Source organism: Methylobacillus pratensis (genome assembly GCF_054072455.1).
Window position 1 is genome coordinate 1 of the sequence record NZ_JBSUSR010000002.1, and the last position, 25,586, is coordinate 25,586.

The following is a 25,586-nucleotide window of genomic DNA, read 5'->3' on the forward strand; positions in this document are numbered from 1 at the left end:
AGTCTTATTCATCATCGTCTCCAAATAGTGAATTAATATTTTGTCTTGCAATGGTGCTCATCCTACTAGACGAAGATCACAAGAAAAACATACTATTCTCTGATCAATACTTCGGGATTTTCGAAGAATTGGAACCCACACCTAAGGAAAAGCGATGAACTATAAACAACTTAGCTATTTCTGGGCAGTAGCCAAAGCCGGCAGCCTGGTGAAAGCCAGTGAGCAATTAGGCGTTACCTCGCAAACCCTCAGCGGGCAAATATCACTGCTTGAGGCCGACCTGAACGTCACATTGTTCAAACGCGCCGGACGCGGTCTGGAACTCACAGATGCAGGCCGGCTTGCGCTGCCTTATGCCGAACGTATCTTTGAAATAGGCAGCATGCTGGAAGAAACCCTGCATCATCAACCCAAGAAACGTCCCAGAGTTTTCAATGTAGGCATCGCAGAATTCGTCCCCAAATCCATTGCCTACCACCTGCTTTCGGCAGCCATGGAATTAGAAGACCCGATTCGCATTGTGTGCCGGGAAGACAACTTCGAAACACTGCTCGCGCAACTGGCGATTCATAAGTTAGACATTGTGCTGGCAGACCGGCCCATGCCCAGCGAGGTCAACATCACCGGCATCAGCCGCAAACTCGGAGAAAGCGGCACCTCTTTCTTTGCCACCGCAGAACTCGCCATGAAATATCCAGGCCAGTTCCCGGACCGCCTGCACCGCGCACCCATGCTGGTCATGGGAGAGGATAGCTTGTTACAGGGGCAAATCATGCGCTGGCTGAACGAGCAACATATCACCCCCAACATTGTCGGGGAGTTTGATGATAGCGCGCTGATGAAAGCCTTCGGCACAGCAGGAGCAGGTTTCTTTACCGTCTCATCCGTCATCGCGCATGAAATTGAACAGGAGTATGACGTCATCAAAATCGCCGACACCGACGAATTTACCCAACATTTCTACGCCATTTCCGTACCCAAGCGAGCAACTCATCCTGCCGTGGTAGCCGTGAATGAATCAGCGGATAAACTATTTTTGTTTAACAAACCTTAAAAGCTACACAGAAAGAGCGCTCCAGAAATGCTGCAAAAGCATCAGCCTGTTGATTTTTCATTAACAAGTGATTTGCACTGAACATCCCACTCAAATACTTCCATACAAAAAACTGTAAAAACAGCCAATTACATTTTCTTTTCCAATTGGCATATCAATTGCAGGTCTAGGTCTTTTCATAAAAAGGACCTCAATAATGACTTATATTTTCCGCTCGACTATCGTTGCTGCAATCCTTGCGTCCTATTCTAGCTTCGGCTTGGCCGCTGATATCATCGGTTACGGAGCTCCCATCACGAGTGAACAGGCCAAAAAAGCCGCTACAGCGGCGATTGCAGATGCAAAAAAAAATAACTTGGCGGTAGTAGTCGCAGTAGTCGATAGCAGCGGCAGCTTGTCCTATCTAGAGAAAATCGACGGCACCCAGATTTCCAGCGTGGAAACCGCCATTGGCAAAGCTCGCACCGCTAACAATTTCAAACGTCCAACCAAAGCGCTGGACGATGTAGTAGCCGGTGGTCGCGTCGCCCTACTCAACCTACCCAATGTTTTGCCGCTACAAGGCGGCTTGCCAATCATCCTTGACGGGAAAATCGTAGGCGCCATCGGTGTAAGCGGTGCTACCTCTCAGCAGGATGAACAAGCGGCCGCCGCAGGCTTGGCAGCTCTTGGGGCCAAATAAAACCTCCAGCAAGATAAAAGCACGCTGAATACCAATACCCTTCCTTTTGTATTCAGTGTGCTAATTAAAGGATGGACATCGATCAAATAATCAAACTTAGGAAGTGAGCTGCTGCATTCGCCAATCAGCCATCTTACCGGGCACCAACGAATTATGAGTAAATTCCCTCAAGCCCCATTATAAAGCTTTACCTTTCTAATCATGCAGATAGAAAATCCACTGCATTCAATACTATTCTCTGCTTATCTTAATTGTCGACATTCTGTTGCCATTTGTTAGTACTAACTAACTATTGAAGGGAACAATCGTCGTCGTATATAATCAGAGTATAAATATAATACAAATGCATAAGGAGTATATGGCAAAAACTCATACCGATATAATGAAAGCTCTGTATGGGCAATTACAGGACATAGGCATTCCAAAAGCATTTGCCCGCATGACGCTTCCTGACTGGTGGGATGATGAGATCGTTTTGTCTGAGAGCGGTTACCAGCAGGCAAAACTATACTTTTCTAGCGTGTTTAACATTGAATGGAGTAGTTTTGATTCCCAATCGACTCCTTTGTATTTTGCGACTAACCAGCAGCACAAATTCAAATTAAATAAGAATGTTGACCAAAACGCTGTCTCACCCAGTGCTCAGTATGCAACGGCTATCGCTAAGCTTGCCTTAAAAGCTTTTAAGGTCCCTTTTGTTCCTGTGGCTCCAGATCCATTAGCTATTAGGAACATTATTTTAGAAAAACATGAGAATGTTGGCTTAGAATCATTATTGGAATATTGCAATAATTCAGGGCTTCCTGTTTTGCATGTTCCCAAACTTCCCGGTAAGAAAATGATGGGGATAGCTATAAGGCTAAATGGAAGGTTTGCGATTGTTTTATCAAAAAACTGTGACCCGTCTTCATTACTATTCCATTTAGCACATGAGCTTGGCCATATAGCTAAGAATCATCTACAAAATGATGGCTTTGTTGCTGATGAGACAATAGGCCATGGCACTGACTCTGATGAGCAGGAGGCTGATGATTTCGCCATTCAATTACTCAATGGGAAAAAGGCTGACTACACCTCAAAAGTTCCACTTAATGCAAAGTCATTGTTTACTGCAGCTCTTTTAACAGCTAAAGAAAAGAGAGTGGATTTGGGTCACGTAATTTTAAATTATAGCAACACGAATAACATGTTTGCTGTGGGACAAACCGCTCTGAAATTTATCAAGCATACCAAAAGCGGCCCACAAACTATCAACTCTAACTTTTACAACAATTCTGACATGACCTTCATTTCCGAGGATCAAGAAAGTTTGTTACACAAGACAGTGCTAATCTAACAAAAATAATAAATAGGCTACAGATTGATATTTATTGCTGACAATGACGTTATTTATAAAGTCATACATTGTAATTTAATAGAGGAATTTCTGGTTATCCTCGAAGTTCCACCTAATGAAATTCTTATTTTATCTTCACTTAAGTATGTTTTAAAAAATAAACTAAAAGGCTGTTCAGACTCTCTTAAAAGATTAGATTACTTTCTTTCAAAAAGCTCAGTTATCCCTCCTGCCGACAATGATTTATTGAATCGATACTCTACTCTCGACATTGGGGAAAGACAGCTTCTCGCTGTTTTTTCAACCCAAGAAAATGCAAAAATGATAACTGGCGACAAGCGTGCAATTCGCGAAATTTCCATCTTCGCTGATAACGACGATACGCTTTTTTCTAAACTTGAGGGAAATGTTTTATGTTTTGAGAAAGTGTTGTATTCGTTAATTGAAAAATATGGCTTCGATCATATTGATTCTAAAATTACAAAATCAAATCATACTGACAAGTTTATGAAACTAACTTTCGGTAGAAATGCAGAACATGCACTCGAATCAATTATGTCGAACTTAAATGCTCTGTCAGGCGAAGCGAAATTCATTCTTTTCAAATAGTTAATTTAACTATCCGTACCTTCTATACAGATAGTTTAACTTATTGAGAGCTTCGCGCCGAGTAACGCTATTCTGACTATTCAGTAAGCGTCGTAACCCTGCCCGCTCGTTTTCATCGTCATAGCTAAGTTCTCGGACTCTCCTGTTTTTGAGTACGTTGATTTCTGTCCGGGCTGCGCTCATCTTTTCTGGGGTAGCGGTGATGGATTGAAGGTCCATTTCTAGTTCTTTTACTCTTTTCCAGACATCAACCTCTGACATATAGCGCACCTCATCAACTCGCGTGCTTGGGGTACCACTATGCAGTGACATAGCTCTATTTTGTGTAGCGTTGTTTCTAAGAGAGCTTGAATCAATTACGTTTTCTGCGACATTCACGACTTGGGTAGCGGCTTCGGGATTACATAGTGTCCCGCTGTAGAGGATGCTGCCATCAGGCTGTATGCACTTAAATACAGTAGTTCTTGATGATTTCGGAACATAGATAGGCTCTGGCTTGATTTCTATAGCCTCCTGCTCATATTGTCTTGGTGCTGATTGATAAGTCTGCGACTCGTAATGCCTTGGTTGAGTCTGTGGCAAAGCGCTTCTAGATGGTTCTGACTGCGCGATCATCAGAGTAGGCTGCATGCTAGGTTTAGTTTGCTTGTTTTCATAAAGCACATACAAGCTACCCGCTATGATTATTGATGCAAGGATGAAGGCCAGACGGCCGTGCGGTGTTTCTTTGCGTGTTCTACGCTGGAAGAATTCTTTGTCTTCCTGATCTAACTTCATGATGCGCCCTCATCATTACTATTTTTTTACTATAAGTCTTCGCTCAAACTCTCCAAAGACACAACTCGAGACATTAATATTTTTTGATCTGCCCCTGGGTGCTGGTCTAATTCAACTTGAATAAAATTAATTATGTCGGGAATGTCAGAGTCCTTTTTTACAAAGATATATTTCACATCTTTTGGTGTGAATTTTAATGTGCAATGTTCTTTAGTAAGTTTATTTGCATTATTTAAATAATCTTGATTATCAAAATTTGCTTTTATTAAAAATTCTTCAATATTTTCTTCTTTGGGAACATATCGCCATTCCGATTCTTGATAAAACACCTTCTCAACTGGTTGTCCATTCACTACCATTCGTCCAGCGAGTGGCTTAGAGTGGGCATAGAGATAACGAGCTGTAGCTCTGCAAGAATTTTGCAAATCAACACTAGTATGTTGATCTCCCTGTGTAATTAGCTCTCTGAACGATGCTGTAATATTATTGTCTCCGGCAACGTATAAAACTGGATTTAAGCCATTTTTCTCTGCCCATTCTCGAGTTAAACCAACTCCAAACTCTCCATAAAAATTCACATGTTCAGATATTCTGGACAACGGAATATCGCAAAAACATACTAATGGGTAAGCAATATATTCATGTGGATTAGCGAATGCAAGCCAAGTCACATCTTCAAGGCAATATCTAGGCCAGAATCCATTTTTGAGGATTAACTTTAGGGTTTCTTGACTTTTTGTGAAATGAAACAAAGTATTAGACTTTGGCCTCACGATTTTCCCCTTATATTTCTAAACCATTTTTCTTTTACTTCTCGAGCGATTAACTCGCCTTTTTCTGATCTTCCAATTCCCTGGCCAAAGCTTCTAGCTCCGGATTTTTCTGTTTTACGTTCGTTTCGTCTGTTAGCAGATAAGCGGCATATTCAGGCCAAACTTTAGCAATAGTCTCCAAAACCCCTGCTTTTGGCTCATGCCTATCTTGCTCAATACCAATTAAGGTGCCTTTAGGAATCCCGGTTAAATCGGCGAATTCCTGCCTTCCCATATCGAGGCACTCTCGGATTGCTCTAATTTTTCTTCCGACAGCACTTGACATCTATACGTGAATATCCTTACAGTGTGATCTAACGTATACGTGATTTCACGTATAGCCATCCAATGAAATATATAGAGGCCTATCGCGATTATGGACAGTCCAGTAGATACAAGTCAAATGCCATCCGTGCCGGTGATGTCCCGCAAGAAATTTGCCGAGCTGGTAGGCGTGACGGAAGACACTGTCACAGGCTGGATTAATCGCGGTTATCTGCCTGTGGTCGAGATCGGCAAATACCGCCTGGTGAACCTAGCGCTGCTGAACAAACACGCGCTGGAGCAAGAGTTTTCGCTATGAAAAGGCCATGTCGAATCGAGCGGAATTGCTGGGAGCCACTTCAATGATCTGCCAATCATCGAAAAACCAATGGCTCGCCACGAAGAATGCTTCGGCATATGAATTGAGCTTCTCTGCCTCGCAGATCGTATCGAACAATTTGAGCTCGCCGTTTCCGCCTGAGCCGACGTATTTGCCATTAATCATGATTACAAAAGATGCGTTCATCGTTATCGCCTTTTCCTGGGGGATAGAACTCCTGAAGAGATTGGCTCGGATAGTTGATGGGCACGCTTTTCAACGCGGACAAGAAAGTACCCCTGAAAGCTATGAGTCAATAGCTGGAGAACTTCCCACCATACTCGCATTTTCCTACAAGGGGAAATTTCATTGTAGTTTCAACCCCTTACTGGAGCTCATCCGTTAATGGCTTCGATCAAGAAACGTCCAATCCTTCACGCTGATGCGCATGTGCTTGCACGTGCAAAGTTAGTGCAAGAAGACTGACCGTATTAATGCTGATTTGAAGTACAGCGTTAACGCCATGGACGCAGCCGTTGCGGCCACCACACTGCCGCACGGCAGTGTTGGCGCAACGGCTTCCCCCACAGGTAATACGGGGGGAAAGTATGTACAGCTCGTTCTTGAGGGTGGGCAAATCAAGCAAATCCCGGAAAGAAAGCATTACTCCTCCAAAGTCTGTTTCCTGGACTGGATTAACGTGACTATGCATGAGGACACGTTCCAGATCCTGGAGGGTGCTGTGACGGACCAGGAAGTCATTCTTTCCGTATCGCTGGCCTGTGAATCCATTTTTGGTTTCGGTATCACGGTAAAGCGGGATAAAGGGGCCAATTTCTATAAGACCTCTTATGTCCTGGGCGAAAACTACGGCCTCGTATGCTATGGCGGGCAACGCAATACCGTGCTGATCTCGTTATCCGGTGAGGGTTGCGCTGCGGCTCGTGGTGGTTGGGAGCGTCGCTTGTATGACTTCCTTAAATCAGCCGCCAATCCCAAGATCACCCGTGTTGACTTAGCGCATGACGATATTGAGGGCGAGCGCTTTACGCCTGATTCATTGGTTGAGGAGTACGAGCATGGGAGCTTTAACTGTGGCGGGCGAAATCCTGATATTGAGCTGCGGGGCAACTGGAAAAATCCTAATGGTAAGGGGCGAACCGTCTATATTGGCAATCGCTCAAATGGAAAATTTTTCTGCGGCTATGAAAAAGGCAAGCAGCTTGGTGGCACAGATTCGCCATGGATGCGGCTTGAAGTCGAGTTCAAGTCAGTTGACCGAGTTATACCGTTTGAAATTTTGCTCTTCCCGCACGAGTATTTTGCAGCGGCTTATCCCATTCTCGGCAGTTTCTCTGTCGATATCCAACGCATAAAGACTGTCCAGAAGACAGTACAAACCTGCTATGAGCGCACCCAGAAATGGCTGAAACGCCAGTGTGGTGCCGCTATCAACCTGATGCTTAACGTCGAAGGCTCTGCTGAAAGAGTCGTCGAGTTAATCAAACGAGAGGGCAAGCTCCCAAAGGGCGTACTCCCTCCATCTTATCGCCATGTTGACTCCAGCCTGCATCACTCCCCGCTAGATCACATGCCTATTGTTCTCTCATTTCTCCACGAAGGGACTTAAATCATGCAATTTAAAAGCAAAGTAACTGTTCTTGGCGCGCGCTTCTTCAACGATGTTGTTGAGGGCACAAAGCACGATTTCACCAAAATCCACGTTGTGATGCCTGTTTCCACCTCGGCTGGCTCTGAGGTCGGCTTCAATGCGCAAACCATCACGTTCGGTACAGCGGCCAATTTCGAGAAATTGAAGCAGCTCCCCTACCCGGTCGAGGCTGAACTCGACCTGGAAATGACCACCAAGGGCATTGTCTGCCAGGGCTTCAAACTGGTCGGCAAGTCTGAACTCAAGACAGCGGCTTAACCATCATGACCGAGTTCCGCCGCTTCTACATCATTCAGTGCCGTAGCACTGGAGCTTTTCTCACCGAGGAATTGGGCTACACCAACCTTGCCGAGAAAGCCGGGCGACTCTATTGCCCGCATGAAGCGGTGGATACGGCACGTCTTAACCTGGACGACGACTATGCGGTGTTTTCTGCCTGGGAAATCGTCTCCGAGATTGAGGAGGTCGCCGCATGAGACGGCTAATCATCAACCTCCTAGCCCTGGCCTTCGGCCTACTCCTGGGTGGCCTCTCCGTGTACGCCTTTGCGGAAGTCTGCGCCACCGTCGATTCAAACGGCTATGTGATCGCCAACCTGACACCGGTTGAAGAATGCACAGCCTACGTGTTGCAAGAAGCCGGCTCCTGGGCCGGCCTCTGGCAAATGCCCGACGCCTCCATGCTTGGACAAGCATGGTTCGCCGGGTTCTCGCTGCCCATGACCGTCGGCATGATGGCCTGGGCGGTTTCTAAGTTGGTTAATTTTTGGAAAACATGAAAGGAAACACAAATGGACTTTTCTTCTATCGCTGACGCAGTTGTAGTCACTGGCTTGGCTGCCGCCATCATCGGCATGGGGGCGGTCAAGATCGCCCCTAACGTCGCGGCCTGGGGCGCCAACAAGCTGGCTAACTTCTTCCGTTAATTAGCCAGGGGCGGCGGATAACCTCCAGCCGCCCCACTTCGCTCCCATGATCTGGTTATTCGGCATGTTTCTTTCTGGCCTTGCATGTGCCTGCATTTATTGGGTTGTCTTCTCGGCGGGATAATGGCTATGCGCTTCCTCGTTGCATTACTCATGATATTGCCATTGCTTGCCAGTGCAGCCGATGAACAAATTCCGGCCTCGCATAAGTTATGGGTATACGCGTCCCCAGGCTCCGGCTATACCGGCGCATTAAATGGTCCTGATCCTGAGGCGCTCTGTACCCCGTGGCTGGCTTGGTATACCGCGCCCGGCAATTCTGGTTACGGATATGTTCCCGCTGGAGCCGTGCAATATGACCATCGTACCTATGCTTGTAGGGCCACTCATCCAAATTTATCCGGTTACTCCAACTTGAACTATCTGGATTTATACGTCTCCTGCACCGGGAATAACGGTACATGGGTGAGGCAAAATCCTAATGAGTCTACTCCTGTCATGTGTACCGTCCCGGCTTGCGAGCCGCCAACAGTACGCCAACCCGATGGCTCATGCTCTGAACCTCCGCCAACCTGCGAGGATAAGGAAGGTCAGGTCGCCCGCTCCGGCCTGTTCGAAATGGGCACGTCCACTACCAATTTCAGCACGGTGGCCTGCCTCAACCAGTGCATGCTTAAGTTCGATGGCAATATCCCGGGCAAAGAACAGCTAGTCAACGGCAAATATCACTATTTCGCGGAAGGCTCGTTCATCTACAACGGCTTTGACTGCCCGGGCGGTACTGGCTCCGCGCCGCCGGGGACAACCAGCCTGCCGCCGCCTTCCTGCGGTAATGGGCAGACGATGGGGCAGATCAACGGCAAGACCGCTTGTGTCGGCTCCGGCGATGGCGAGCCGCAAAACCCGCATACGCCACAAGAAACCGAGAAAACCGAAAAGACCAAGACCGAGAACCCGGACGGCTCGACCACGGAAACCGAAACCACGACCCGGGCGGATGGTTCCAGTACGACTACCACGACGACGACCAACCCGGACGGCTCCAGCACCACGACCAAGACTGAAACGCCAGCGACAGGGGCACCGGGTGCGGTGTCTGGCGGTTCCAACAATGGCAACAACAACGGCAGCGAAGGGAATGACCAGGACAAGAAGGTCGATATCTGCGCGGAGAACCCTGACATTCCGGCATGCAAGGAAATCGATTCCGGCGAGGCTGTTGACGTGGATGGCCTGTATGAAAGCCAGTACAGCGAAGACAAGACTTTTAAGGTCGTGATGCAAACCTTTGGCGATCGAGTGCAAAACCTGTCCTGGTTCAAGTCCATTACTGGTTTCTTTGAAGTCACCATGCCGGGCGGCTCCTGCGGTGGCCTTTCTGGCTCTGTCGGTTTCGGTGGTTATTCTTTCGATTACGACCTCGATGCTGTTTTTTGTGGATCTGCTGCTTTGAGCATGTATCAGGTCTTAAGCATCGGTGTTCAATTGGCTGCGACTTGGGTGGCCTTCTCTATCGCATTTTTATTCTAGGGAGCCATCATGGATAACTGGTTACAGAAAATTTCCAAGTTCTTTAAGGACCTCTTCGGGGAGGCATTCACAGCCTTATTCGATCTGCTCAAAGACATATTGCTTTGGCTGTTCGATAACGTCCTAACGGGTGTTGGTGATCTGCTTGAACTCATCCCCGATCCTTGTTGCGTTCCGGTCAATTGGGTCGGTGATCTCATTGGCCGTCTCCCGCCGTTTGCCATTTACGTGGTGAGTCAGATTGATTTCAAATCCGCGCTTGCCATTATTGCTTGCGGAGTAGCCTTCCGCTTGGCCCGCAAGCTCTTCACATTATTCCAATGGTAGGTGCCCCATGATCATCTTCTACGAAGGCCTGCCGCGTTCCGGCAAGTCGCTCAACGCCCTCAAGGATTACATCGTCCCCATGCTCAAGAAGGGGCGCAAGGTGTTTGCCTACTTGAACGGGCTGAACCACGACCATATCGCGGTGCTGGCGGACATCCCGCCGGAACAATGCCGTGAGCTGCTGCACCCGCTCACGGCGGAACAGGTGCCGACCGTCTACGACCATGTAGAGAATGACGCGTTTGTGGTCCTGGACGAGTTGCAGAATTTCTGGCCGTCCACGCGGGAGAAGCTCAACCCGGATATCACCAAGTTCATTACCGAGCACGGCCACCGCGGCCTGGACATCCTCTGCATGGGCCAGGATATCAAGGATATCCATAACCTCTGGCGTCGCCGGGTAGCGCAAAAGGTGTATTTCCTCAAGCGCGATGCGGCGGGCAAACCGGACGAGTTCACGGCGATCGTGTTCAAGCCGGTGCCCAAGGGCAAGGATGTGGTATTCGAGGAAATCCGCTCAATCAAGGGACAGAAATATGATCAGTCTTACTTTGGGGCTTATGCTTCCCATACTGATGAAACTGCCAACAAGGAAACGTTGGTGGATGATCGCGCTAACGTCTGGAACCATCCTTTTATTAAAAAGTGGCTTCCTCTTTATGGCGTGGTATTTGTGGGCGCGATAGTTTATGTGGTCTATATGTTCAAGTCGGGCGGCCTGGTCGGCGGCACCAAGCCCGAGAAGAAGGCACAGGATACGCCTGCCGTGACTACCCAGGCAGCGCCCGTGCCTGCGACGATGCCGGTATTGCCAAAGGCGGCAGAACCGGCAGAGCCGTCACCGCAGCCCGCCCCGGTCAAGCCGGCCTACGATGAGCAAGCCAAGTCACCGGCCTTCGTCGATCCGATGCTGATTCCCGATGATCCGCCCGATATCGTGGACCACCTCTCGAAAACCGCGCGTATCCGCCTCTCCGGCTATATCCAAATGGGCAACAAGGTATCCGGGGTGATTGAGTGGTACAACGAGTCGCAGGGAGTGGTGGACCGCATGTCGTTCGATGAGCTGCAAATGATGGGCTGGCATGTGCTGGTCAACCAGACGGCCAGCCTCGCCATTATCCAGAAGTACCATTCGCGCTATATCGCTACCGCTTGGCCCAAGATCGACCAGGATGGCAAGGTCACACAGGCAAGGCTGGACTTAATCCGGGATGAAGGCCTCTCCCATGCAGACTAGGGCCTCTCAATCTCGTAGCCGGGGCGATGTGAGGCCCGATAGGGCTGTAGCGAAGCGAAACCCCGGCCTATCCTCGGTTGCATGCTGTCGCTTGCCCGTTAGGGTCGTGCCGTCGTCCGGCACGACGACATGCAATCCGCTTATAGACCTAAACGTATGACCATCAAGAAAACCCCTTCCGGCTGGCTCGTCGATATCCAGCCCGGCGGCCGGGGCGCGAAGCGCTTCCGCAAGACCCTATCCACCAAAGCTGAAGCTTTGGCCTGGGAAGCCTGGGTAAAAACCCAAGTCATTCAAACTCCAGCATGGCAACCACAAAAGCGAGATAATCGCCGCCTGACCGACCTAGTGGACCTCTGGTACAAGCATCACGGCAGCCAGCTAAGATCAGGCAAAGACACCCATCAACGTCTATTAGCCATGGCAAAAGCCATGCACAATCCGACGGCAGACGTATTCAATGCCGCCATGTTTGCCAGCTACCGCACCAAGCGCATTGAAAGCGGCCTGACAGCAAACAACATGAACCGGGAACATGCCTACCTGCGAGCGGTATTCAACGAATTACGCCGCGTAGGCGAATGGACAAAAGAGAACCCATTGCGGGACCTCAGGCAATTCAAGCTTGAAGAGCGTGAACTGTCCTATCTCAACCACGAGCAAATCAAAATCCTGCTTGGCGCATTAGAACAAAGGCAGACCAACACCTACCTAGTCGCCAAAATCTGTTTGAGCACCGGCGCACGTTGGAGCGAAGCCGAACAACTGCGCATTAGCCAGATCAAGAATAACCAAATCCACTTCACAAAAACAAAGTCTGGTAAAAACCGGACCATACCCATCACGCAAGATCTTGCCGATGAAATCACAAGCCGTACCATCAAAGGCTTCGGCATGCGCCTATTCAAGGATTGCTATGAAGACTTCCGGCGCTGCGTTGCAACCCTGGACATCGAGCTACCACAAGGTCAGCTAACCCACGTCCTACGCCATACCTTCGCCAGCCACTTCATGATGAACGGCGGCAACATTCTCACCTTGCAACGCATTCTCGGCCATAGCTCGATCACCATGACCATGAAGTATGCCCATCTTGCGCCGGAGCATCTGCAAGAAGCTAAGACTTATAACCCTCTAGCTTCTCTTGCTTTTTTATAAGCGCTTCGGCGCAGTGCAAACCAAAAGCCTCCCAAAATTGCCCCATTCCTATAACGGCAAATATAAAAGTGCCAATAACCAGTTGCAAATACACCCCACTACCAAAATAATCTGACAGCCTAGGATAAAAAATTAATGAGTATAAAAATATCATTACTAAAATATAAGCCACGATATATTTTAGTCTTCTGAGCCATTTTCTTTTTCTCGCTGATGCGTATTTTTCCTCAAAGTAAATTCGCTGATTCCGCACCTCTAAATAATTTCTTCCCTTGTCATAAAGTGAAAATGCTCTAGTAGGATTCGGATATTTCAGCAAACACCTGATTGCCTCATACGAATAACGCTTTCTGAAAAAAGTATAGAACGCTTGCTCCACAATTAGAGGATTTCTTAACTCTATATCACCACCCTCCATAAAGTTGGTAATAAACTTAAAATCCTTTAAAAGCCGAGCATGCCCCTTTACTGTACCTTTGAAATTCTCAAAGATGTGCTTTGTTACCAAAGGTATTACTACTATTGCGAGCCCCTTTAATATCTCAATTAATATTTCAATCATTTTTTAATTTTAAGTAATGTGATTGTCCTCATTATGCCTTCGTTGACATTGTGTTGACATTAGAATGAGAAAAGGGGTTACGAATTAACGTAACCCCTTGATTCTTTGGTGGGCCTCCCCGGAGTCGAACCGGGCACCAACGGATTATGAGTCCGCTGCTCTAACCATGCATGAGCTAGAGGCCCTTAAACTGTAGCCGCTTAGTCGTTGCCAGTTTCGAGGAAACTGCGCAGGCGTTCAGAGCGGGTTGGGTGGCGCAGTTTGCGTAGCGCCTTGGCCTCGATTTGACGGATACGCTCACGCGTGACATCGAATTGCTTACCTACCTCTTCCAACGTATGGTCGGTGTTCATTTCGATACCAAAGCGCATGCGCAGCACCTTGGCTTCCCTTGCGGTCAGCGATTCTAGCACTTCCTTGGTGGCATCGCGCAAGCTTGCGTATACAGCAGCATCCACGGGAGCCAACGTAGCCACGTCTTCAATGAAGTCACCCAAATGGGAGTCGTCGTCGTCGCCGATCGGGGTTTCCATGGAGATAGGCTCCTTGGAAATCTTGAGGATTTTGCGGATTTTGTCTTCCGGCATTTCCATCTTTTCCGCAAGGGTCGCTGGATCTGGCTCCAAGCCGGTTTCCTGCAGGATCTGGCGGCTGATGCGGTTCATCTTGTTGATGGTTTCGATCATGTGCACAGGGATGCGAATGGTCCGCGCCTGGTCCGCGATGGAGCGCGTGATCGCCTGGCGGATCCACCATGTGGCGTATGTCGAGAACTTGTAGCCGCGACGGTATTCGAACTTGTCCACCGCCTTCATCAGGCCGATGTTGCCTTCCTGGATCAAGTCGAGGAATTGCAGGCCGCGGTTGGTGTATTTCTTGGCAATGGAGATCACGAGACGCAGGTTTGCCTCGATCATCTCGCGCTTGGCGCGACGCGCACGGGCTTCGCCTGTGGACATCTGCTTGTTGATTTCCTTGAGTTCCTTGATCGGGATGCCGACGCGGTCCTGGATATCCAGCAATTGCTGCTGCTGGTCGTCAATCGAGTGCCGGAAGCGCTCCAGGCGCTCAACATAAGGCTTATTGACCGTAAGCTCAGCGCTCAACCACTCCAGGTTGCCCTCGTTGCCGGGGAAGCTTTTGATGAAATGCGGCCTCGGCATGCCGGCCTTTTCCACACAGAAATCCATGATTTTGCGTTCGTGCCCGCGGATTTCATCCACCATGCTGCGTACACGGTCACAGAGCGCTTCCACCTGCTTGGCGGAGAAACGGAATGCCATCAGTTCTTCAATGATGGTGCCCTGCAGCTTGAGGTATTCCTTGTCCTGAGAGCCTTTACCCGACAGGATGACGGTCATTTTCTCATGAGCACCACGGATGACGGCAAAACGCGCCAATACTTCCTCGCGCAGTTTGGCAAGGGCTTCGGCCGAAATGGCAGCCGCCTTGGCGCCGTCATCGTCGTCTTCGTCTTCATCGCTTTCTTCGTCGGCCACATCATCGGTATCAGCGGCTTCTTCCGCCACGATTTCCTCGCCCAGGCCATCGTCAGAGTCGATCAGGCCGTCAACAAGATCATCGACCCCGAGTTCGCCCTTCTCGACCTGGTCTACCATGGCCAACAGTTCGGTAATGGTGCTGGGACAGGCGGCAATGGCCTGCACCATGTGCTTGAGGCCATCCTCAATGCGCTTGGCAATCTCGATTTCGCCTTCACGTGTCAACAGGTCAACTGTACCCATTTCGCGCATGTACATACGCACCGGGTCGGTGGTGCGACCGAACTCGGAATCCACGGTGGAAAGAGCTTGTTCGGCTTCTTCAACCGCATCTTCGTCAGCCACCGGCGCGGGAGCATCGGACATCAACAGCGCTTCGGCATCAGGCGCCTCTTCGTACACCTGGATGCCCATGTCGTTGATCATGCCGATGATGCCGTCGATCTGTTCGGAATCCTGGACGTCATCAGGCAAGTGGTCGTTGATCTCGGCGTAAGTCAGGTACCCACGCTCCTTGCCCAGGACGATAAGGGACTTCAACCGCGTGCGACGTATATCAGCGTCATTCAGCGTGATATCAGCTTTGTCGTTTACATTGTCGTTCTGTTGCTCTTTAGCCATGCTTGACCCCATCGGACTGCGGTTGAGTACGAAAAACCCTAGATTATACCTTAAAAACACCTACAACTTTTAGCAGTTTTATACAGCCTGCCACTGCAATTTCAGCGCGTGCCGATGGATTTCAGCAGTTCGCGCTCTTCTTCCGTCAACTGGCTCAGGCTTTTTTCCTTGAGCCTATCCACTGCAGAGCTTGTCTGGCGCTGCAGACATATTTCTTTCAATTGCCTGCGCACGCCGTCAAATTCCAATGCCAGGTCCACGCTCTCGTCGAGCAAATGCAGCTCGCGCTGCAAATCGGGCAGCAAGCGTGCGTCAATCAACGGCTCAAGCCCATGCAGCATCGCCGCAGGTTTGGCAGCTGGGTTTGCCAGTGCCAGCTTGATGACCTGGCGCACCATTTCGTTTTCACCGGCAGTACCTGTCAACCAGGCCAAATCCTGTTCCTGCACCAAATGCGGCTGCATGATGGCCATCAACGCGAACCTGCGCTGCAACGACATCGTCACCCGGGCCTGTTTGGGAGCAGACCGTGCCTGCGGGCGATTAGTTTCCGGCAGCTTGATCATGCGGCGCATTTCATCGCCGGAAATATCCGCCAACTCCGCTATGCGTTTGCGCAACAGCAATGCCAGCCTCGGCGCCTGAATCTGCTTCAGGATAGGCTCCGCCTCGTTGAGGAACTGCACCTTGTCCTCCTGCGACTGCAAGCGGTTATTGGCGCTCAGCTCCTGAATCAGGTATTGCGACAACGGCAAGGCCTGCGTCATCAGCGCCTCAAACGCCTCCTTGCCAAATTCCCGCACATAGCTATCCGGGTCATGCTCGGCAGGCAAGAATAGAAAACTGAGTCGCAATCCATCCTTGAGCGCGGGCAATGCGTTCATTGCCGCACGCCAGGCTGCGCTCCGGCCCGCATTATCTCCATCAAAGCAAAACACGATGTCATCCGCCTGACGCATGAGCTTGGTAATATGCGTCGGCGTCGTGGCGGTGCCCAGCGCAGCCACTGCATAATCGATGCCGTATTGCGCCAGCGCCACGACATCCATATAGCCTTCCACCACCAATGCCCTGCCCGCTTCGCGGATAGCCCGGCGTGCGAGGAAAAGGCCATAAAGCTCCTGACCCTTCTGAAATAAGGGCGTTTCCGGCGAATTCAAGTATTTCGCCCCGGCATCCGCACTTTCCAGCACCCGGCCGCCAAAACCGATGACCTGGCCTTTCTGGTCATGGATCGGGAACATGATGCGGTCGCGGAACCGATCATAGCGGCGGCCCTGCTCGTTTTCAATCACCAGCCCGGCAGTTTGAAGCACCTCATGCCGGTAGTCCGCAAACACGGCCTCCAGGTTCTGCCAGCCGGCTGGCGCGTAACCGATCTGGAAGCGGGCGGCCACCTGGCCGCTCAAGCCGCGCCCCTTGAGATAATCGATGGCGCGCGGCGACTTCTTCAGCTCCGCCTTGTAGTAATCCGCCGCTTGCTGCATCACCTCCTGCAAGCCCGGAATCACCTTCGCCCTCACCGCATCCTCAGGCCGCGACTCCTGCGGCACGATCATGCCGACTGATTTGGCCAGCTCGTGCACGGCCTCGACAAAGCTGATCCCCTGGTACTCCATCACAAAGCCGATGGCGGAGCCATGCGCGCCGCAACCGAAGCAATGATAGAACTGCTTGGTCGGGCTGACGGTAAAAGACGGGGATTTTTCGTTATGGAATGGGCAACAGGCGGAGTAATTAGCCCCGGCCTTCTTCAAGGGAACGCTGCGGTCGATCACATCGACGATGTCGACGCGATTGAGCAAGTCTTGAATGAAGGAATCAGGAATCATGAGTGAAAATAATAGCCGAACCCCAAACTGAAACCAAAAACAAAAAAGGAGCCCGAAGCTCCTTTTCCAACATTACCGAGCAATCAGGTTCATGCGGCAAGCTTGGACTTGATTAATCCTGAAATCTTGCCCATGTCGGCACGACCGACCACCTTGGGCTTGATGGCAGCCATCACCTTGCTCATATCCTTGATGCTGGTAGCACCGGTTTCCGCAATCACGCTGTCCAGGATGACATTCACTTCATCTTCGGACAATGCGGCAGGCAGATAGGTTTTCAGCACAGTCACTTCAAACTTTTCCACATCCGCCAAGTCATGACGGTTGGCGGCTTCATACTGGGTGATCGAATCGCGGCGCTGCTTGAGCATCTTCTCGATTGCCTCGATCACCTGGCCGTCGTCCAGCTCGATGCGCTCATCCACCTCGCGCTGCTTGATCGCCGCCTGCAAAAGGCGAATAGCCCCGAGACGTGCGCTATCCTTTGCACGCATCGCGGCTTTCATATCTTCGGCGAGTTGCGCCTTGATCGTCACAGCAATACTACTCTTAGCTTAGTACAGCTTGGTAGGCAGGGTCTGGCTGCGGATACGGCGGTAGTGACGCTTAACAGCAGCAGCAGCCTTACGCTTGCGCTCCCATGTTGGCTTTTCGTAGTACTCGCGAGCGCGCAAGTCGGTCAGAAGGCCAGTCTTTTCAATCATGCGCTTGAAACGGCGCAGAGCCACGTCAAACGGCTCGTTCTCTTTTACACGTACGCTAGACATTTAAATCACTTTACCTTTGAGAAAGGGTGAAAAAGTTTGCTATTCTAGCGCCTCATTATTGTTTTATCAACATTATCCGCAAACTTATGTTAATTCTCGGCATTGAATCTTCCTGCGATGAAACCGGCCTGGCCCTGTACGACACGGAACAAGGCCTGCTCGCCCATGCATTGCATTCCCAGATCGACATGCATGCCGCCTACGGCGGCGTGGTGCCGGAATTAGCCTCTCGCGACCATATCCGCCGGACATTGCCGTTGACCCAGCATGTGCTGGAGCAAGCAGGGAAATCATTGGCCGACCTGGACGGCATCGCCTACACCCAGGGCCCAGGCCTATCGGGCGCCCTGCTGGTCGGCACCAGCATTGCCGAATCCCTCGCGTTCAGCCTCGACCTCCCGACCATCGGCGTCCACCATCTCGAAGGCCATTTGCTCGCCCCCTTGCTCGAGCCCGACCCACCGGCATTCCCGTTCGTCGCCTTGCTGGTATCGGGCGGGCATACCCAGCTCATGCGCGTTTCCGCGATCGGCGACTATGAGCTGCTGGGCGACACCCTGGACGATGCCGCAGGAGAAGCGTTCGACAAAACCGCCAAGCTGCTCGGCCTCAGCTATCCCGGCGGCCCCGCGGTTTCAAGGCTGGCAAGCCAAGGACAGCCCGGCGCCTGCCAATTGCCGCGCCCGATGCTGAACAGCGGAGACCTCAATTTCAGCTTCAGCGGCCTCAAGACCGCCGTGCTCACGCTGGTCAACCAATACGGCGACACATTGGACGAGACTGCGCGCGCCAATATTGCCTACGAATTTCAGGAAGCCGTCACGGAAGTGCTCACCAAGAAATGCATGGCCGCCCTGCGCAAAACCGGGTTGAATCAATTGATCGTCTCAGGCGGGGTTGGCGCGAATGCCCGGCTGCGCGAACGCCTCAATATGGCGGCGAAACGCAGGCAATATCAAGTGCATTATCCGAGGCTGGAGTTTTGCACCGACAATGGCGCCATGATCGCATTTGCCGGCGCCATGCGCATGCGGCATGCCAAACAAGGCAACCACGGCTTCACCGTGAGGCCGCGCTGGGACCTGGCGGAGCTGACCAGGCCGTAAAAAACACTCAAAGCGCGGCTAGCGCTTCTTGCCGAACCCGGCTTCGCTACCGTCCAGCAATTTGCGGATATTGCTGCGGTGGCGCCAGATCAGCAATAACGACAGCACAAACACGACAATGATGTAGCCCACCTGCGGCAGCAGCAGCCAGGCGAAACCAGGCGCCAAGGCCGCGGCAGTCAATGCGGCCAATGATGAAAAACGCGTCAGCGCGAACACCGCGATCCAGCTCAGCAAAGCCAGCCCTGCCAACAATGGGGAGAATGCCAGCAGCACCCCCAATGCGGTCGCCACGCCCTTGCCGCCCTTGAAGCGGTAGAACACCGGGTACAAGTGCCCCAGGAACACTGCTACCGCAATCCAGCACACCACTTCCACCGGCAATGCATAGCATTGCGCCAGCCAAACCGGCAGCCAGCCCTTGGCCGCATCCCCCAGCAATGTCAGCAATGCAGCCAGCTTCTTGCCGCTGCGCAACACGTTGGTCGCGCCGGGATTGCCGGAACCGAAGGTGCGCGGATCAGGCAGGCCAAAGGCCTTGCTGACGAGGATGCCGAAAGAAATTGAGCCGAGAAGATAGGCGGCGATGACGAAAACTGCGTTATTCATGAGGATTGGATTAAAATTGAGTTGCCGTATTCTATCAGCCCACAAGCCCTAACGCAGGATCCCCGCTCATATGGACATCATTTTTCTCAGCGAAGTCAAGGTGCAAACCCATCTCGGCGTGCCCGATTGGGAACGCCTCACGGCGCAAACCATCATCCTCGACATTGAAATCGCCATGCCCGACAGCAGTTCCTGCCAGACCGACGACATCGGCGACACCATCGATTACGGCGTGGTCGTTTCGCGCATCCGCGAAACACTGGCAGAAAACTCGTTCAAGCTGGTCGAAGCCCTGGCGGAACATATCTGCCAGCTCATCATGCAGGAATTCGGCGCACCCTGGGTCAAGCTACGCGTCGCCAAACCGGGCATTTTACCGGGGCTGAAAGCGTTGGGAGTGGTGATAGAGCGGAGCCGTGCCCAATAACATTACTTGACCGGAACAACGCTGCCTTCGGCCAGCAGTTCAATATCTCTGTATTCGCACCTCCCTTCCCGGCGCTGGAATAAGCTCAAGGCGATCAACCATACGCGTACAATCCGCTCCGGCATTGCACCGCCTATGTATTTGGCGTAATCCTCGTAGAGGTTGCGCTGCTCACTCAACCACTTGCCCAGATCCTGCTCGCCTGAGCGGATAACGACATGAGTCTCGCGCGCCGTCCAGCTCGGGATGGGACAGCGATAGCCGGTACCAACCGGCAAGCCGGCGCTCCAGTAGTAAGTGATGTCCTGCCCGTTATCGAACTCGACGGCGATGCTCATGTAATCGTGGGTAGGCAATGTATCTTCGGCGACGCTGGATGGCAAAAGATCAATTTTCCACGACCATTGCAGCCGGGCATCGGGCACTAGCGGCACATCCACATCCTGTTGCAGCAGGCCGACGTCATTGTGCGTATTGCAGCACATCGTTTCGCCATGCTCATGTGCATGCTTGCGGTATATCTCCGCCGGCCCGATGAACCAGAGGTATTGCCATCCTTCGGGGACGCCCACCCCATTGGCCAATCTATTTGCTTCCTGCTGCAACAATCCATTGACATCCCCAAGTGGCAGCAAACGTTCCAAGCCTTGCCGAGGTTCCGTTTGCCAGCGCAGCAGCAACAGGCTGAAGCCTCCCTCCACCATGCCATAGGCTTCCTTCGGCGTGGCCAGCTTGCCGCTTGCATCCGCCCATTCGCCGGGGAAATAGCTGGCAAGATAGAGCCGGCCTGCATGCGCAGCCTGCCAGGAATGCGTGTCGCGGGTGCCGCGAAAGACTTCGCCGCCTTCCCCGACCCGGAACCATAGCTGGTAATGCGGGCCGATCCAGATTGGGGTTCCGCTCAGCGTTGTCCTGCCAATGGCAAAACTGCTGAAGTTGTCACCTTGCTGCACGTCGATTCCGCTGTCGATCCAGGGTACATCCCGCGATGACAAATCAAAGAAACGGAAATCCTGCACCACACCTGCTGGAGACTGTTGCAACAACGCCTCGAAACCGCGTTTGAATTCTTGCTGGTTCATGCTCCACCTCGCCCTGGCATTAACGATCAATTGAACAATTGCTTATGAGCTTGATATTCTAGGGATTCCAACCTATCGGTTCTTGCAAAAACCAGCTATGTTGACTGCCTACCCGACCCACCTGAGAATATTTCTCTGGCCAGGAAAAGTGCTGTATTTCGGCCCTTCCCCTCCGCTCGGCCAGCACCTGTATGGCGCTGCCGCGATCCACGTCGGCATCTACAAGCCGTTCCAGATCACGATCAATCGCGGAGCCGCCGTGGCATGCAGTTGCGCCATCATTCCTCCCGGCGTCAATCATGAGATTGATTTTGGCAACGGCATTCACGGCAAAATGTTCGTGGAAATGGACAGCCCGGAATTTCAGTTGCTGCGGCAACGATTCCCTTATCGCACGCACTCCGCCACCACCTTCCACGACGCAGGGCTGGTCGATTGCTTCCGCAGCATCTACGAGGATGATCCCGCCAAGGGCGAAGTGGATCTCCGGCTAAGCCGCTTGTTAGGAGACGCATCCAGCATGCGCGTGATCGACCCGCGCATACAGGCCGCGATCGAGATCATGCGCAACGAGCCCGACCGGAATTTTTCCAATGCGTACCTTGCTGCCGCGGTCGATCTCTCGCCGTCAAGGTTCCTGCATTTATTCAAGGCCGAAACCGGCAATCCTTACAGGCGCTTCAGGCGCTGGAAAAGGTTGCTGACAGCGGCCGGGCAGTTTTACCACACGGACAATATGACCCATGTGGCGCTCAATAACGGGTTCACCGACTCGGCGCATTTCAGCAACTGCTTCCATCGAAGCTTCGGCGTGCAGCCTAGCTTTGTGTTCCGCGCAATCAAGCGCTTCGAGATGATAACCTGACCAGCAAGTATCATCCGCGCGGGTGATGCGCCTCGTGCAATTGCTTCAAGCGCTCGCGCGCGACGTGGGTATAGATCTGCGTGGTGGAGATGTCGGCGTGGCCCAGCAGCATCTGCACCACGCGCAGGTCAGCACCGTGGTTGAGGAGATGGGTGGCGAAGGCATGGCGCAGTACGTGGGGAGACAAGGAAGCCTTGATGCCGGCAACGGCGGCATAGCGCTTAATGATGTGCCAGAACGCCTGGCGCGTCATGCCTTCGCCACGCTGGGTCACGAACAGGTGGTCGCTCAAGCGTTGCTGCAGGATGGACGGACGGCCTTCCTGCAGGTAGCGCGCCAGCCATTCCACTGATTGTTCGCCCAGCGGCACCAGCCGAGTCTTGCTGCCCTTGCCGGTAATACGCACTACGCCATCCGTCAGGCTCAGCTCGGTGGCGTGCATGCCGACGAGCTCGGAAACCCGCAGCCCTGTCGCGTAGAGCGTTTCCAGCATAGCACGGTCGCGCAACCCGAGGTTGGTATTGTGGTCAGGCGCATCGATCAACCGCTCCACGTCGTCTTCGCTCAAGCTCTTAGGCAACGAGCGCGGCAGTTTCGGCGACTCGATGTGGATGCTGGGATCAACATCGATATGGGACTCGCGCAAGGCAAAGCGGTAGAAGCGGCGCAGGCTGGCAACCAGGCGGCTGATGCTGCGCGGCTTGCTTTGCGGAAAGCGGAACGCGATGAATCCCTGGATATCTTCCGGGCCGGCCTCCAGCATAGTCCTGTGCCTGGCCTGTTGCAGCCAGGCGGCAAATGCGGCCAGGTCCTGGCGGTAGCTGGACAAGGTATTCTTTGCCAGGCCGTCTTCCAGCCACAAATGGTCGATAAAGTTGTCTAGCAGCGCGTCAACGGTATCCATCGGCCCGCTCGTGCTGCAACAGCCAGCGCTTGATTTCCAGGCCCTTGGCATCGCCCTGCATGAACCCGCCCAGGCCGCCCTTGGCGACGATGCGGTGGCAGGGAATCACCAAGGTCAGATGATTGGCGCCGCAGACATTGGCAACGGCCCGCGGGCCGGACCTCACCCGATCCGCCAGTTCGCCATACGTCCACACCGCGCCAAGCGGAATCGCGGACATGGCCTGCCATACCCGCTTCTGGAACAAGGTGCCCTGGAGCACATAAGGGAAATCGAGCGGCGCGGCGGCATCTTGCAGGTATTGCCCGACTTGCCGCGCGACGTGCTGGACGAAAGGATTGGCGCTGCAAAACGCCGGCAACTGCTTGGAGAGCAGGCGCATGCCCGTCACGTAGTCGTTCGAGACATTGATCCCTATCGCGCCGAACGGCGCTGTGACGACGGCATCGAAGGAAGGCGTTTGGTTCGGTTCCATATGGCGATGATAGAGGAAAACAGCGCGATAAAAAACGCGATGCAGCAAGATCAGCAAAAACAGGATCAGTAAAATGAAAAAGCCCCGGAGGCCGGGGCTTTCTTGCTCTGCCAACAAGCAAACGCTTATTCTGCGCTGGTTGTTTCCTTGGGAGCGCGCAGTTGCAGCTTTTCCTTGATACGTGCGGACTTGCCGGAGCGCTCGCGCAAGTAGTACAGCTTGCTGCGGCGTACGTCACCACGGCGCTTGACTTCGATGCTGGCGATCAGCGGGGAGTAGGTTTGGAAAGTACGTTCCACGCCTTCACCGGAGGAGATCTTGCGCACGATGAAGGAAGAGTTCAGGCCGCGGTTGCGGATTGCGATCACAACACCCTCGTATGCCTGTACACGCTTACGTGTACCTTCAACCACGTTCACACCAACGACAACGGTGTCGCCTGGCGCGAAAGAAGGAATGGTCTTGCCAAGGCGGGCAATTTCTTCCTGTTCCAGTTGCTTGATGATATCAGCCATTTTTTGCTTCCTTTTAGTTATGGGAATCTTGTTCCTGCTCTATTTCCATGAGCAGCCGAGATTCCTCTTTCGTCAACGGCCTTGCGGCCAATAAATCCGGGCGTTTTGCCCGGGTTCGCGCCAGCGATTGCTTCAACCGCCAGCGCTTGATCTTGGCATGGTTGCCGGACAACAGCACTTCCGGCACCTTCTGCCCCGCATACTCCTCTGGGCGGGTGTAATGCGGACAATCCAGCAAACCATCGGCAAAGGAATCTTCCTCTGCCGAACCGGCGTCGCCCAGGCTACCGGGCAACTGCCTGATGATCGCGTCCAGTATCACCATGGCGGGAATTTCACCGCCAGACAACACATAGTCGCCGATCGAATATTCTTCATCCACCAGCGTGGACAGCAAACGCTCATCCACACCTTCATAGCGGCTCGCCAGCAATATCAAGCCGGGCGCATCCTTCAACTGCATCACGTGCTCATGCTTGAGCGGTACGCCCTGCGGCGAGAGGTGAATCACTTTGGGATTCTCCACACCGCGCGACTGCTGCCGGATTTTCGCTGCCGCAATCGCCTTTTCCAACGGCTCGGCCAGCATCACCATGCCTGGGCCGCCGCCATATGGCCTATCGTCTATGGTGCGGTAATTGTCTGTTGTGAAATCCCTAGGGTTCCACAATCCCAGTTCATAAATACCGCGTTCCTGGGCCCGGGAGCTGATGCCGAACCTGGTCAAGGCATCGAACATTTCCGGAAACAGGGTCACCACGTCAAACTGCGTGGCGCGCCTTTCCTGCGTATGGCCGGCCCTGCTCAAAATTCCGGATCCCAATCCACCAAGATAGCCTTGGCGTCGATATCCACTTCAAGCACGATCTGGCCGATAAAAGGCAACAAACGCTCACGGTCGCCTTTCACCACCAGCACATCGTTGGCGCCCGTGGCAAATACATCCGCCACCTGGCCGAAGTCTATGCCTTGCTGGTTGCGCACTTGCAGGCCGATCAGGTCGGACCAGTAATACTCGTCCTCTTCGGGCTCAGGCAACTCGTCCCGGCGCACCGCGACATGCATGCCCTTGCAGGCGAACGCCTGGTCGCGGTCATCTACGCCTTCCAGCTTGACCAGCAGCAGGTCGTTATGCACTTTTGCCTTTTCGACCTCATACGGCCGCCACTGCTCGGGGTGCTTCGGATCGGCGCGCCCCAGCATCCAGCGGTCATAATCAAACAGGCTGTCGATGTACTCGGTATCCGGCTGGACTTTCACCCAACCATAAACGCCATAAGGGGCGACGATGCGCCCCATAATGACTAATTCACTCACAACTTGCAGCAACCGCTTTCACAGCGGCCCTTCAATTAAGCAGACTTTTGAGCTTGCTTAACCAGGCGAGCGACGCTGTCAGACAACTGAGCACCGTTGCTACGCCAGTGAGCGATACGCTCGCTGTTCAGGCGCAGGCCTTCTTGGCCTTCCTTGGCGAGCGGGTTGTAGAAACCAACGCGCTCGATGAAGCGGCCATCACGACGGTTACGGGAATCAGCGACAACGACGCTGTAAAAAGGAGCTTTCTTCGCGCCACCGCGGGCGAGACGAATAATCACCATAATCTTGTTCTCT

Annotated in this window: 34 protein-coding genes and 1 tRNA gene; 17 read left to right on the forward strand and 18 right to left on the reverse strand. The window is 52.4% G+C overall.

The features are described 5' to 3' along the window. Positions 1-154 precede the first annotated feature (154 nt). The 4 genes from nhaR to ACW4YW_RS04665 all read left to right on the forward strand — a co-directional run bounded on the left by nhaR (position 155) and on the right by ACW4YW_RS04665 (position 3,681). Positions 155-1,054, forward strand: a complete 900-nt coding sequence (nhaR, locus tag ACW4YW_RS04650; protein ID WP_457136507.1) for a transcriptional activator NhaR — start codon at positions 155-157, stop codon at positions 1,052-1,054. Between the two features lie 196 nt (positions 1,055-1,250). After that, a complete protein-coding gene (locus ACW4YW_RS04655) occupies positions 1,251-1,736 on the forward strand; it encodes a GlcG/HbpS family heme-binding protein (protein WP_457136508.1) in 486 nt (161 codons plus the stop codon). A 358-nt stretch (positions 1,737-2,094) separates the two neighbouring features. Continuing rightward, complete coding sequence (locus ACW4YW_RS04660; protein ID WP_457136509.1) at positions 2,095-3,072, forward strand: ImmA/IrrE family metallo-endopeptidase; 978 nt, start codon at positions 2,095-2,097, stop codon at positions 3,070-3,072. 24 nt (positions 3,073-3,096) lie between these two features. Next, complete coding sequence (locus tag ACW4YW_RS04665; protein WP_457136510.1) at positions 3,097-3,681, forward strand: hypothetical protein; 585 nt, start codon at positions 3,097-3,099, stop codon at positions 3,679-3,681. 9 nt (positions 3,682-3,690) lie between these two features. Here the strand turns inward: ACW4YW_RS04665 and ACW4YW_RS04670 are convergent, their stop codons facing one another. From ACW4YW_RS04670 to ACW4YW_RS04680, 3 genes are read right to left on the reverse strand one after another with little or no spacing between them, the layout of a single operon-like run. Further along, positions 3,691-4,458: a hypothetical protein gene (locus tag ACW4YW_RS04670; RefSeq protein ID WP_457136511.1), complete on the reverse strand. Its 768-nt coding sequence runs from the start codon at positions 4,456-4,458 to the stop codon at positions 3,691-3,693. Between the two features lie 29 nt (positions 4,459-4,487). Continuing rightward, positions 4,488-5,231 carry an abortive infection system antitoxin AbiGi family protein gene (locus ACW4YW_RS04675; RefSeq protein ID WP_457136512.1) on the reverse strand — a complete coding sequence of 248 codons (744 nt, stop codon included), beginning with the start codon at positions 5,229-5,231 and terminating at the stop codon, positions 4,488-4,490. 49 nt (positions 5,232-5,280) lie between these two features. Next, positions 5,281-5,556, reverse strand: a complete 276-nt coding sequence (locus tag ACW4YW_RS04680; RefSeq protein ID WP_407997761.1) for a helix-turn-helix transcriptional regulator — start codon at positions 5,554-5,556, stop codon at positions 5,281-5,283. A 117-nt stretch (positions 5,557-5,673) separates the two neighbouring features. Between ACW4YW_RS04680 and ACW4YW_RS04685 the strand changes: the two genes are divergently transcribed. Next, a complete protein-coding gene (locus ACW4YW_RS04685) occupies positions 5,674-5,853 on the forward strand; it encodes a hypothetical protein (RefSeq protein WP_457136513.1) in 180 nt (59 codons plus the stop codon). Here ACW4YW_RS04685 and ACW4YW_RS04690 read toward each other — a convergent pair. Beyond that, complete coding sequence (locus ACW4YW_RS04690; protein WP_457136514.1) at positions 5,848-6,060, reverse strand: hypothetical protein; 213 nt, start codon at positions 6,058-6,060, stop codon at positions 5,848-5,850. The two genes, ACW4YW_RS04685 and ACW4YW_RS04690, sit on opposite strands and share 6 nt — an antisense overlap. Positions 6,061-6,376: 316 nt before the next feature. On the opposite strand from ACW4YW_RS04690, the gene ACW4YW_RS04695 reads away from it, so the two are divergent. The 9 genes from ACW4YW_RS04695 to ACW4YW_RS04735 all read left to right on the forward strand — a co-directional run bounded on the left by ACW4YW_RS04695 (position 6,377) and on the right by ACW4YW_RS04735 (position 12,705). After that, positions 6,377-7,483 (forward strand): replication initiation factor domain-containing protein, encoded by a 1,107-nt coding sequence (locus ACW4YW_RS04695; protein WP_457136515.1) that lies wholly within the window; start codon positions 6,377-6,379, stop codon positions 7,481-7,483. A 3-nt stretch (positions 7,484-7,486) separates the two neighbouring features. Continuing rightward, positions 7,487-7,783 carry a hypothetical protein gene (locus ACW4YW_RS04700; RefSeq protein ID WP_407997750.1) on the forward strand — a complete coding sequence of 99 codons (297 nt, stop codon included), beginning with the start codon at positions 7,487-7,489 and terminating at the stop codon, positions 7,781-7,783. Between the two features lie 5 nt (positions 7,784-7,788). After that, positions 7,789-8,001, forward strand: a complete 213-nt coding sequence (locus ACW4YW_RS04705) for a hypothetical protein (protein ID WP_457136516.1) — start codon at positions 7,789-7,791, stop codon at positions 7,999-8,001. Continuing rightward, complete coding sequence (locus tag ACW4YW_RS04710) at positions 7,998-8,303, forward strand: hypothetical protein (RefSeq protein WP_457136517.1); 306 nt, start codon at positions 7,998-8,000, stop codon at positions 8,301-8,303. Before ACW4YW_RS04705 ends, ACW4YW_RS04710 begins: the two co-directional genes overlap by 4 nt. A gap of 12 nt (positions 8,304-8,315) precedes the next feature. After that, the gene (locus tag ACW4YW_RS04715; RefSeq protein ID WP_457136518.1) at positions 8,316-8,450 is read left to right on the forward strand and encodes a hypothetical protein; all 135 of its coding nucleotides are present in this window, start codon (positions 8,316-8,318) and stop codon (positions 8,448-8,450) included. Positions 8,451-9,068: 618 nt separating this feature from the next. Continuing rightward, the gene (locus tag ACW4YW_RS04720) at positions 9,069-9,980 is read left to right on the forward strand and encodes a hypothetical protein (RefSeq protein ID WP_457136519.1); all 912 of its coding nucleotides are present in this window, start codon (positions 9,069-9,071) and stop codon (positions 9,978-9,980) included. Positions 9,981-9,989: 9 nt separating this feature from the next. Then, positions 9,990-10,307, forward strand: a complete 318-nt coding sequence (locus tag ACW4YW_RS04725; RefSeq protein WP_457136520.1) for a hypothetical protein — start codon at positions 9,990-9,992, stop codon at positions 10,305-10,307. A 7-nt stretch (positions 10,308-10,314) separates the two neighbouring features. Then, positions 10,315-11,547, forward strand: a complete 1,233-nt coding sequence (locus ACW4YW_RS04730; protein ID WP_457136521.1) for a zonular occludens toxin domain-containing protein — start codon at positions 10,315-10,317, stop codon at positions 11,545-11,547. A 156-nt stretch (positions 11,548-11,703) separates the two neighbouring features. Continuing rightward, positions 11,704-12,705, forward strand: coding sequence for a phage integrase (locus ACW4YW_RS04735; protein ID WP_457136522.1), 1,002 nt, complete (start codon positions 11,704-11,706; stop codon positions 12,703-12,705). Here the strand turns inward: ACW4YW_RS04735 and ACW4YW_RS04740 are convergent. The 6 genes from ACW4YW_RS04740 to rpsU form a co-directional block, all read right to left on the reverse strand. Next, positions 12,665-13,267, reverse strand: coding sequence for a hypothetical protein (locus tag ACW4YW_RS04740; protein ID WP_457136523.1), 603 nt, complete (start codon positions 13,265-13,267; stop codon positions 12,665-12,667). The genes ACW4YW_RS04735 and ACW4YW_RS04740 overlap by 41 nt on opposite strands. Before the next feature lie 106 nt (positions 13,268-13,373). After that, positions 13,374-13,452, reverse strand: a tRNA-Ile gene (locus ACW4YW_RS04745). Between the two features lie 15 nt (positions 13,453-13,467). Then, positions 13,468-15,390 carry an RNA polymerase sigma factor RpoD gene (gene rpoD / locus ACW4YW_RS04750; protein ID WP_457136524.1) on the reverse strand — a complete coding sequence of 641 codons (1,923 nt, stop codon included), beginning with the start codon at positions 15,388-15,390 and terminating at the stop codon, positions 13,468-13,470. Positions 15,391-15,491: 101 nt separating this feature from the next. Then, positions 15,492-17,222: a DNA primase gene (gene dnaG, locus ACW4YW_RS04755; protein WP_457136525.1), complete on the reverse strand. Its 1,731-nt coding sequence runs from the start codon at positions 17,220-17,222 to the stop codon at positions 15,492-15,494. Between the two features lie 89 nt (positions 17,223-17,311). After that, positions 17,312-17,758, reverse strand: coding sequence for a GatB/YqeY domain-containing protein (locus ACW4YW_RS04760; protein ID WP_457136526.1), 447 nt, complete (start codon positions 17,756-17,758; stop codon positions 17,312-17,314). Between the two features lie 18 nt (positions 17,759-17,776). Then, a complete protein-coding gene (rpsU, locus tag ACW4YW_RS04765) occupies positions 17,777-17,989 on the reverse strand; it encodes a 30S ribosomal protein S21 (protein WP_011480545.1) in 213 nt (70 codons plus the stop codon). 86 nt (positions 17,990-18,075) lie between these two features. On the opposite strand from rpsU, the gene tsaD reads away from it, so the two are divergent. After that, a complete protein-coding gene (gene tsaD, locus ACW4YW_RS04770) occupies positions 18,076-19,095 on the forward strand; it encodes a tRNA (adenosine(37)-N6)-threonylcarbamoyltransferase complex transferase subunit TsaD (protein ID WP_457136527.1) in 1,020 nt (339 codons plus the stop codon). An 18-nt stretch (positions 19,096-19,113) separates the two neighbouring features. Here the strand turns inward: tsaD and plsY are convergent, their stop codons facing one another. Next, positions 19,114-19,704, reverse strand: a complete 591-nt coding sequence (gene plsY / locus ACW4YW_RS04775) for a glycerol-3-phosphate 1-O-acyltransferase PlsY (RefSeq protein WP_457136528.1) — start codon at positions 19,702-19,704, stop codon at positions 19,114-19,116. A 70-nt stretch (positions 19,705-19,774) separates the two neighbouring features. Here plsY and folB point away from each other — a divergent pair, with 70 nt between their 5' ends. Then, on the forward strand, positions 19,775-20,131 hold the full coding sequence (gene folB / locus ACW4YW_RS04780) for a dihydroneopterin aldolase (protein WP_457136529.1): 357 nt from the start codon (positions 19,775-19,777) through the stop codon (positions 20,129-20,131). A gap of 2 nt (positions 20,132-20,133) precedes the next feature. Here the strand turns inward: folB and ACW4YW_RS04785 are convergent, their stop codons facing one another. Further along, entirely contained in the window at positions 20,134-21,213 is a 1,080-nt protein-coding gene (locus tag ACW4YW_RS04785) for a DUF3047 domain-containing protein (protein ID WP_457136530.1), read from the reverse strand. Between the two features lie 97 nt (positions 21,214-21,310). On the opposite strand from ACW4YW_RS04785, the gene ACW4YW_RS04790 reads away from it, so the two are divergent. Beyond that, positions 21,311-22,078 (forward strand): helix-turn-helix domain-containing protein, encoded by a 768-nt coding sequence (locus ACW4YW_RS04790; protein ID WP_457136531.1) that lies wholly within the window; start codon positions 21,311-21,313, stop codon positions 22,076-22,078. A gap of 10 nt (positions 22,079-22,088) precedes the next feature. Here the strand turns inward: ACW4YW_RS04790 and xerD are convergent, their stop codons facing one another. The 6 genes from xerD to rpsP form a co-directional block, all read right to left on the reverse strand. Further along, on the reverse strand, positions 22,089-22,982 hold the full coding sequence (xerD, locus tag ACW4YW_RS04795; RefSeq protein ID WP_457136532.1) for a site-specific tyrosine recombinase XerD: 894 nt from the start codon (positions 22,980-22,982) through the stop codon (positions 22,089-22,091). Next, positions 22,969-23,457, reverse strand: coding sequence for a methylated-DNA--[protein]-cysteine S-methyltransferase (locus tag ACW4YW_RS04800; protein WP_457136533.1), 489 nt, complete (start codon positions 23,455-23,457; stop codon positions 22,969-22,971). Before ACW4YW_RS04800 ends, xerD begins: the two co-directional genes overlap by 14 nt. Positions 23,458-23,582: 125 nt before the next feature. Next, positions 23,583-23,972 carry a 50S ribosomal protein L19 gene (rplS, locus tag ACW4YW_RS04805; RefSeq protein WP_309566138.1) on the reverse strand — a complete coding sequence of 130 codons (390 nt, stop codon included), beginning with the start codon at positions 23,970-23,972 and terminating at the stop codon, positions 23,583-23,585. 13 nt (positions 23,973-23,985) lie between these two features. After that, positions 23,986-24,780, reverse strand: coding sequence for a tRNA (guanosine(37)-N1)-methyltransferase TrmD (trmD, locus tag ACW4YW_RS04810; protein ID WP_457136534.1), 795 nt, complete (start codon positions 24,778-24,780; stop codon positions 23,986-23,988). Continuing rightward, a complete protein-coding gene (gene rimM, locus ACW4YW_RS04815; RefSeq protein ID WP_457136975.1) occupies positions 24,777-25,271 on the reverse strand; it encodes a ribosome maturation factor RimM in 495 nt (164 codons plus the stop codon). Before rimM ends, trmD begins: the two co-directional genes overlap by 4 nt. 53 nt (positions 25,272-25,324) lie before the next feature. Beyond that, entirely contained in the window at positions 25,325-25,573 is a 249-nt protein-coding gene (rpsP, locus tag ACW4YW_RS04820) for a 30S ribosomal protein S16 (protein WP_309566134.1), read from the reverse strand. Between the last annotated feature and the right edge of the window lie 13 nt (positions 25,574-25,586).